Raw genomic sequence first — 8,943 nt, 5'->3', positions numbered from 1 at the left:
GGTGGCCGCCGAGCGGGCGGCCAGCCGGGTGAGCGCGGCGTCGGCGCCGTGGACGGCGGCGAGCCGGCCGGGCAGCGCGCCGGCCACGGTGAGTTCGGCGGTGCCGGTGAAGGCGTCGACGACGGTGGTGGCGAGCCGCCCGCGCTCCGGGGCCTGCCGCCGTTCGGCACCGGCCGACCAGCGGGCGGCCAGGGCGGGCACCACCGCGCCCGCGAGCAGCAGCCCGATCCCGAGCACGACCCCGGCGGCGGGCAGGAAGGCGCCCATCGCCGCCGTCGCGGCCAGCGAGACCACGCCCGCCACGGCGGCCGGCAGCCGCCAGCGCAGGTGGTGGTCCTGGATCGCGTCGACGTCGGCGACCAGCCGGGAGAGCAGGTCGCCGCGCCGGAAGGCGGGCAGTCCGGCCGGGGCGAGCGCGGTGAGCCGCCGGTAGACGGCGGCCCGCAGGGTGCCGAGGGTGCGCAGCACGGCGTCGTGCGAGACCAGCCGTTCGGCGTAGCGGAAGACGCTGCGGCCGATGCCGAAGGCCCGTACCGAGGTGACGGCCATCATCAGGTAGAGCACCGGCGGCATCTCGGAGGCCCGGGAGATCAGGTAGCCGGAGGTGGCCATCAGCGCGACGGCGCAGCCGAGGGCGAGCGCGCCGAGCAGGACGGACCGCGCCAGCCTCGGGGTGGCGGCGTCGGCTTCGGGCTCGTCCTGCGCCGTGGCGGGGGCGGGCGTCGGCCGCCCGCTGTGCGCGGGCCGCCCGACCGCAGCGGAGGCCACCGCCGCAGCCGGGCCGGCGGCCGGGGCGGGCGCCCCCGCCAGCCGGACCCGCCGGTCGGCGACGGCCAGCAGCGCCGGCCGGTGGGCGACGATCAGCACGGTGCGCGCCGGGTCCTCGGCGAGCGTCCGGACGGCGTCCACGACGGCGGCCTCGGAGGCGCCGTCCAGGTTGGCGGTCGGCTCGTCGAGGAGGACCAGCGGCCGGTCGTCGGCGAGCAGGACGCGGGCGAGCGCGAGCCGCTGGCGCTGCCCGGCGGAGAGCCCGGCGCCGTCCTCGCCGAGCGGGGCGTCCAGCCTGGTCACGAAGTCGAGCGCGTGCGCGGCCCGCAGCGCCGTCCACAGCTGCTCGTCGGTGGCCTCCGGGCGGTAGAGCCGCAGGTTGTCGGCGACCGTCCCGGCGAACAGGTGCGGGTGCTGCGGCACCCAGGCGATCTGCCGCCGCCAGCTCGCCGGTTCCAGTGCGGCCAGGTCGTGGGTCCGCCCGTCGGCGGCGGTGATCCGGACGGTGCCGGCGTCCGGGGCGACGAGGCCGAGCAGGACGGCGAGCAGGGTGGACTTGCCGGCCCCGCTCGGGCCGGTGAGGGCGGTGGTGGTGCCCGGGCGCAGGGTCAGCGCGGCGCCGTCCAGGGCGGGCTCGGTCCGGCCGGGGTGGCGTACGACCAGGTCGGAGACGGCGACGACGGCCCCGGTGAGGGCGGGTGCGGGCACCGTGCCGGCGGCGGGCAGCGGGGTCTCCAGCACCTGGAAGATCTCGTCGGCGGCGGTCAGGCCCTCCACGCTGGAGTGGTAGAGCGCGCCGACCTGGCGGATCGGGAAGTACACCTCGGGGGCGAGGATCAGGATCAGCAGCCCGGTCTCCAGGTCGAGCGTGCCGTCCACCAGCCGGAAGCCGACGGTGACCGCGACCAGTGCGACCGACAGGGTGGAGAGCAGTTCCAGCGCGAAGGAGGAGATGAAGGCGATCCGCAGGGTGCGCAGGGTGGCGCGGCGGTAGTCGGCGGTGATCCGGGCGATGGTGGCGGCCTGGGCGCGGGCCCGGTTGAACACCTTGAGGGTGGGCAGTCCGGCCACCACGTCGAGGAAGTGGTGCGAGAGCCGGGCCAGGGCGCCCCACTGCCGGTCCATCCGGCTCTGGGTGGCCATCCCGATCAGCACCATGAACAGCGGGATCAGCGGGAGCGTCCCGGCGATGATCGCGGCCGAGGTGAAGTCGGCGCCGACGATCCGCAGCAGCACGATCACCGGGACGACGACGGCGAGCGCCAACTGCGGCAGGTAGCGGGCGAAGTAGTCGTCCAGCGCGTCGACGCCGCGGGTGGCGAGGGTGGTGAGTTCGCCGGTGCGCCGGCCCGCCAGGTAGGCCGGGCCGAGCGCGGTGGCGTGGTCGAGCAGCCGGCGCCGCAGGGTGGACTTCACCCGGGCGACGGACCGGTGCGCGGTGAGTTCGGTGAGCCAGCCGACCAGCCCGCGCCCGACGGCCGTCAGGGCGAGCAGCAGCAGCGGCGTGGTCAGTTCGCCGAGGGTCGCCTGGCGCTGGAAGGCGCGGACGACGATCTCGGCGATCAGACTCGCCTGGGCGACCACCAGGGCCGCGCCCGCCCCGCCGAGGAGCACGGATCCGGCGAGGAAGGCACGGGTGGTGCGGGCGTACCCGAGGAGTCGGGGGTCGACCGGCTTCACGGCGTCAGGCCTGGTCGAGCGCGGCGGCCGGGTTGTGCCCGGGGATGTGCTGGACGCCGATGCGCTTGCGGAACACCCAGTACGTCCAGCCCTGGTAGAGCAGCACGAGCGGGGTGAACACCGCGGCCACGATGGTCATCAGCTTCAGCGTGTACGGCGAGGAGGCCGCGTTGCTGACGGTCAGGCTCCAGCCGTCGTTGAGGGTGGAGGGCATGACGTTCGGGAAGAGCGCCAGGAAGAGCATCGCGACGGCGGCCACGATGGTCGCCCCGGAGAGGATGAACGCCCATCCCTCGCGGCCGAGTTGGTTGGCCGCCAGGGCGCCGACCAGGGCCAGCACGGCGATGATCAGGGCGGCCAGGCTGCGGCCGTTGCCGTTGTCGGCCTGCGTCCAGAGCAGGAAGGCCAGCGCCAGCACCGCCGCCACCACGCCCACCCGCAGGGCGGTGGCCCGCGCCCGGTCGCGGATGTCGCCGACCGTCTTGAGCGCCGCGAACACCGCGCCGTGGAAGGTGAACAGGCTGAGCGTCACCAGGCCGCCGAGGATGGCGTACGGGTTGAGCAGGTCCCAGAAGGTGCCGACGTAGTTCTTCTGCGCGTCGATGTCGACGCCGCGCACGATGTTGGCGAAGGCCACGCCCCACAGGAAGGCCGGGAGCAGCGAGGTCCAGAAGATGGCCTCCTCCCAGTTGCGCTGCCAGCGCGCGTCGTCGCGCTTGGCCCGGTACTCGAAGGCCACGCCGCGCACGATGAGGCAGACCAGGATGATCAGCAGCGGGATGTAGAAGCCGCTGAACAGGGTCGCGTACCAGTCCGGGAAGGCCGCGAAGGTGGCGCCGCCGGCGGTCAGCAGCCAGACCTCGTTGCCGTCCCAGACCGGGCCGATGGTGTTGATCAGGACGCGCCGTTCGGCGGTGTTGCGGGCGAGCGGCTTGGTGAGGATGCCGATCCCGAAGTCGAAGCCCTCCAGGAAGAAGTAGCCGATCCACAGGACCGCGATCAGTACGAACCAGACGTCGTGGAGTTGCATGTCAGATCCCCTGTGGTCCTCAGTAGGCGAAGGCGAGAGGCTTGTCGGCGTCGTCGTCCGAGGACGGTCCGCGCAGCGTCGGGTCCTTGGCGGGGGGCTGCTCGGTCACCACCGGGCCGGCCTTGGCGTACTTCACCAGCAGCCGGACCTCGACGACGGCGAGGATCGCGTACAGCAGGGTGAAGGTGGTGAGGGCGCCGATCTGGGTGCCGACGCTCACGTTGGGGGAGACCGCGCTCGCCGTGGTCATCAGGCCGAAGACGGCCCAGGGCTGGCGGCCCATCTCGGTGAAGATCCAGCCGAAGCTGTTGGCGATCAGCGGGAATCCCATGGTCAGGATGCCGATCCGCCAGCTCCACTTGGTGAGGAACGGACCCATCTCCCGCCCGGGGGTGAGCATCAGCCGGGGCACCTCGGTCTCGCCGGTGCGGAACTCGGGGCGCAGGAACTTCTTGCGCCGGGTGGTCCAGAGCCCGATCAGGCCGGCCACGAAGGAGGTCATCCCGAAACCGATCATGAGGCGGAAGCCCCAGTAGGTGACGAAGATGCTCGGGATGTAGTCCTTGGGGTCGCCGCCGTACTTGGCGGCCTCGGCGGCCGCGGTGTCGTTGATGCCGGGGACGGAGGAGTTGAAGTCGCTGTGGGCGAGGAAGGAGAGTATCCCGGGGATCTCCAGCTCGACCGAGTTGTGGCCCTTGCTGACGTCGCCGACCGCGAAGATCGAGAACGGCGCGGGCGACTGGGTGTCCCACAGGGCCTCGGCGGCGGCCATCTTCATCGGCTGCTGCTCGAACATGACCTTGGCGAGCGAGTCGCCGCTGAGCGCGGTGCCGGCGCCGAAGACCACGGCGAGGACGAGGCCGAGCCGCAGCGAAGTGCGCATCACGGCGGTCTTCTTGGGGTCGGCGTTCTCCGGCTTGCGCTTGGCCTTCCAGAGGTGGAAGGAGGCGATGCCGACCATGAAGGCCGCGCCGGTGAGGAAGGCGGCGGTCAGGGTGTGCGCCACCACGGTGAGGGTGGTGTTCTGGAACAGCACCTTGGCGATGTCGGTGAGCTGGGCCTTGCCGGTGGCCGGGTCGATCGAGTAGCCGACCGGGTGCTGCATCCAGGAGTTGGCCGCCAGGATGAAGTAGGCGGAGAGCACGGTGCCCAGGGCGACCATCCACATGCAGGCGCAGTGGATCTTCTTCGGCAGCTTGTCCCAGCCGAAGATCCACAGGCCGATGAAGGTGGACTCGAAGAAGAAGGCGATCAACGCCTCCATCGCGAGCGGGGCACCGAAGACGTCGCCGACGAAACGGGAGTAGTCGGACCAGTTCATGCCGAACTGGAATTCCTGGACGATGCCGGTGACCACGCCCATCGCGATGTTGATCAGGAAGAGCTTCCCCCAGAACTTCGTGGCGTGGAAGTACTTCTCCTTGTTCGTCCTCACCCAGGCGGTCTCCAGCCCGGCCACGATGGCGGCGAGGCTGATGGTGAGCGGGACGAAGAGGAAGTGGTAAACGGTGGTGATGCCGAATTGCCATCGCGCGATGGTCTCGTGAGCGATTGCCAGCTCCACGTCGCCCTCTCTCCAACCGACCGGCCCTGTTGAAGGGCATGTTTCGGACAAACTTCATCTATAGCTGTAGACCGCTGCCCGACTACGCAAGCTTGTCCGCTTGTGAACGTGAACACGTTCACAAGGAGCAGTATCCATCATCCTTACGAAGGAATCGCAGGCGGGGTGGGGTTGACACCTTCGGAACGGTGCGTAGCCGTACGTAGCGGGGCGTGGCCTTGTGTGGCCGCATGTGACCGCGCGTGACCGTGCGGCGGCGGTGCAGTGGTGAACGCAGCGGCGGTGGGGACAGTCTGCGGAGCCGCCCACGGCCCTGACAACGAACGGCCGGGCAGCCGGCGGAGCGGTCTTGGCCGATCCGGCGCTTGACACGGCGGCGCGGGCGCCTGGCGGGACCAGCGACCCCTGGTCCCGTCCTCGCTTCTCCGCTACGCCCTCCCGCTACGCCCGGCCGAGGAGCTGGGTGCCCGGGGTGGAGTCGGCACGGGCGGTGAAGAACTCGGTGAAGCCGTGCAGGAACTCCTCCACGGTGATCCGGCCGTCCCCGTCCACGTCCAACTGGCGGAACCCGTGCGACAGTTCGGCCGGATGGACGCGCGGGCCGCCGAACACCGCCCGGTACTCGTCCGCCTCCAGGAAGCCGCTGCCGTCGGTGTCCGCGGCGGCGAACACGGCCCGCAGCGCGGGCAGCAGCCCCTGCTCCAGATAGGCCGGATCCCGGTCGCAGCCCGCGACGGTGGCCGCCACGAACTCCTCCCGGCTCACCTTGCCGTCGCCGTTCGCGTCCATCGCCGCACGCAGCTGCTCCCACCAGCCGTCGAAGGCCTGGTACACCCGCGCCTCGGCGGCCTCGTCCAACTCCAGCTGCCAGCACACGTTGTGCGCCATCGCCCGCAGGTCGTGGACGGTGAGGAAGCCGTCGCCGGTCTGGTCCAGCACCTCACGGAAGAACCGGTCCACCCGGGACCCGCGCGCGTCCCGGCGCCGGCCCTGACGCGGCGGACGCCACCGGGCCGGAGCACCGCCCTGCTCCGGAGAGCGGTAGCGCAGCCGGTCCGGCAGCCGCGGGACGACCGCGCCGACGCCCCGGTGCAGCAGCCAGGACAACAGCGCGGCCCGCCGCGTCCGCACCAGCCCGAACCGCTCCCGCACCGCCGGCGGCAGATCCGCCACCGTCAGCGCCGTGATCGCCCGCGCCACCACCACCCGCAGCACCCGCCACCCGGCGTCCCCGAGGAACCACAGCCGGCGCGGCCGCGGGGCCCCGCGCAGCATGTCCTCCAGCAGGTAGCGGGTCGCCTCGGTGAACTCCAGCCGCTCACGCGCCGCCCGGGCGAAGTACGCGGGCAACTCGGCGGCGCTGGCTGGGAGTTCGCCCTCAGGCAGCCCGAAGGCCGCCACCGATCCGGTGAACTCCCGGTACGCCGCCTCCAGTTGGCCGGCGTCGTACGGGTCACCGCCCAGCCGCCGCATCGCGACCACGCACTCGAACAGCGTCAGCAGCACCCACGCCCGGGTCGCCGCGTCCTCGGCGTCGTACGCCCGCCCGTCCGGCGCCGTCCCGCGGATCCGCTTGTGCGCCCGGTCCAGCCGCGCGACCTCCCGCCGCAACGCCTCCCCGTCCTGGTAGAACAGCCGCCGCCCGCTCCCCAGCGTGTGCTCCACCCGCCGCCACGGATGCGCCTGGTACGTCGAGTGCTCCGCCATCCCGGCCCCCACCACCGGATCCGCCGCCTGCAACACCAGCAACCGCCACGCAACCAGCGCGACCCGCCACTCGGACAGATCCCGCCGGAACGACACCCCAGGACCAGCCACGGGATCAGCCACGGCGCTCACCGGTGATCTCCGGCCCGATCACGAACCCCTTCGCGGGGCCCTCGGGGATCACGGCCTCCTCGCCGTACGGGATCCGAGTCGAGGAGGCGTAGGCACGACGTTCGGCGTCGGGACGGGAAAGTACGGTCACGGTACCGCCGTGATCGTAGTCATCGATGATCACGTACACCGGAATGCCTGCGGAAGCGTAGGCGCGCGGCTTGAACTCCTGGTCACGGCGTTCGTAGCAGTCGGGCCACACGACCTCGGCGACAAGGGGAATCCCGGACGCCAACAGCCCCACACCCTCAGGGTGTTCGGTCGCCTTCGTGTCGTCCGGCGCCACGGCGAGGTCAGGTTTCATCGCCTTCAAACCGGCGGTCACATACCGGCCTTGCGTCGCCGTGTACCCCGTCCCGCGCAGGTGCTTCGTCAGGACCTTCCTGAGGCCACCTCCCACCGCTGCATGACGGAGGTCACCGATGACCGAGATGGTGATGCTGTCTTCGTCGATCTCCGCGCGCGTGTGCTTCGGGAGGGCCATGGTCTTCCAGGCCTTCCACAACCTCTGATCAGGGTCCATAGCGATCTCCCGGTGCGTGAGTGAGCACCTGGACCGTCGCACACGACCGGGGGGCCGGTCGGGTGAACTCCCGCCGTTCACCCGATCGGGGCGTTTCGGGGCCCGGAAACGCGAAACCGCAGGGCGGGCCGGGAGGGGGCCTGCCCTGCGGTTCGGGGTGCTGTGGGGTCCGCGCCCTCCTCCCGAGCGGGCGCGAACCGGGTGGATCAGGAGGAGGAGCGGGCCGGCTTGCGGCGGGAGACGTAGAGGGCCGCCGCACCCAGGCTGAGGGCCAGGCCGGAACCCAGCGCCAGGTACGGGGTGGCCGGGTTGGAACCGGTCTCGGCGAGCTCGGTGGTCGAACCGGTGGTCGCCTTGGCCGTGGCGGCGGTCGTCGACTTGGTCTGGCTGCTCGCCGTGGTCGCCTTGGCCGTCGGCTTGGTGGAGCTGGTCGACGCGGTCGACGCGGTGGTGTCCGCTGCCTGGGCAACGGTGGCCGGCTGCTCGGCCGGCTTGTCGGTGGGCTTGTCGGTGGGCTTGTCGTTCCGCTGCTCGGCCTCCTGCCGGGCGTATTCGACCGCCTTCGCATCGGCGTACGCCTTGTTGGCGGCCTGGTACGCCTTGATCGCCACCGGAACGGCCTCCTCAGCCTCGACGACCTTGGCATTCTCGGCAGCCAGTACGTCATTCAGCTTCTTCTCGGCGACGGTCACGGCCTCCTTGGCCTTGCGGTCGGCGTCGATCGCCTCGTTGGCGGCCTTGCTGGCCGCCTGCATCCGCTCCCGGGCCTTGTCCAGCTCCTCCGGCTTGGCGGATCCGAACGCCAGCGCGGCCGCCTCGGCCTCCTTGTTGGCAGCAGCTGCCACCCCGGCGGTCTTCTCAGCCGCTTCCTTGGCTCGCTGCACCCACATCAGGTACGGCTGCGGGTTTGCCTTGAAGGTCTCGAAGTTGGCCCTCCCGGAGACTGCCCGCATGCGGGCCGCATCAACGGCAGCGGACGCGTCGGCCTGGGCCTTCTCCAAGGCGGCGATCGAGGCGGTGTCGTTCTGGGTCTGCGCCGTCGAAACCGACTCCGCGAAAGCGGGTACCGCGGAGAGCATGGCTGCGGGCGAGATCACGGCAGCGACGAGGGCGGCCGAGACCAGCGTACGGCGGAGGTTCAACATGACCCCTTTCGGGACGAATGGAAGGCAAAGTCCGTTCACCGAACGGTCCTTGACCGCACGACGAGAGCTGATCATAGGCGTACGGATTCTTCACATTCCATTTCGTTTTCGAGCACAGTAAGGGAATTGATGAATCGACAAACTGGATCCGGTCGCGCCGCTCCTCGGTGAGGCCCGACCTGAACCTTGAGCCCTGCGCTCACCTGGCCGTCCCGCACCCACCCATAACCGATGCCGCCGATCGGGGCGTTTCGGGGCCGGGAAACGCGAAACCGCAGGGCGGGCCGGGAGGGGGCCTGCCCTGCGGTTCGGGGTGCTGTGGGGTCCGCGCCCTCCTCCCGAGCGGGCGCGAACC

Annotated in this window: 6 protein-coding genes; all 6 read right to left on the bottom strand. The window is 71.3% G+C overall.

Annotation, left to right across the window (positions count from 1 at the left end; genetic code table 11):
- A partial coding sequence (gene cydD / locus ACFV6I_RS33975; protein ID WP_380429574.1) for a thiol reductant ABC exporter subunit CydD occupies window positions 1–2,448 on the bottom strand: 2,448 nt, incomplete at its 3' end.
- A gap of 4 nt (window positions 2,449–2,452) precedes the next feature.
- The gene (cydB, locus tag ACFV6I_RS33970) at window positions 2,453–3,478 is read right to left on the bottom strand and encodes a cytochrome d ubiquinol oxidase subunit II (protein ID WP_063348398.1); all 1,026 of its coding nucleotides are present in this window, start codon (window positions 3,476–3,478) and stop codon (window positions 2,453–2,455) included.
- A 19-nt stretch (window positions 3,479–3,497) separates the two neighbouring features.
- Entirely contained in the window at window positions 3,498–5,042 is a 1,545-nt protein-coding gene (locus ACFV6I_RS33965) for a cytochrome ubiquinol oxidase subunit I (RefSeq protein ID WP_063348399.1), read from the bottom strand.
- Window positions 5,043–5,483: 441 nt separating this feature from the next.
- Window positions 5,484–6,872: an oxygenase MpaB family protein gene (locus ACFV6I_RS33960; protein WP_380429571.1), complete on the bottom strand. Its 1,389-nt coding sequence runs from the start codon at window positions 6,870–6,872 to the stop codon at window positions 5,484–5,486.
- Window positions 6,865–7,443, bottom strand: coding sequence for a Uma2 family endonuclease (locus tag ACFV6I_RS33955; protein ID WP_380429568.1), 579 nt, complete (start codon window positions 7,441–7,443; stop codon window positions 6,865–6,867). Before ACFV6I_RS33955 ends, ACFV6I_RS33960 begins: the two co-directional genes overlap by 8 nt.
- Before the next feature lie 206 nt (window positions 7,444–7,649).
- The gene (locus ACFV6I_RS33950) at window positions 7,650–8,588 is read right to left on the bottom strand and encodes an LAETG motif-containing sortase-dependent surface protein (RefSeq protein ID WP_380429566.1); all 939 of its coding nucleotides are present in this window, start codon (window positions 8,586–8,588) and stop codon (window positions 7,650–7,652) included.
- Window positions 8,589–8,943 lie beyond the last annotated feature (355 nt).

The sequence above is a fragment of the Kitasatospora sp. NPDC059803 genome (assembly GCF_042732255.1).
Classification (GTDB): Bacteria; Actinomycetota; Actinomycetes; order Streptomycetales; family Streptomycetaceae; genus Kitasatospora.
The sequence above is the reverse complement of the archived record's forward strand: the minus strand, read 5'-3'. Positions and strand labels throughout refer to the sequence as shown.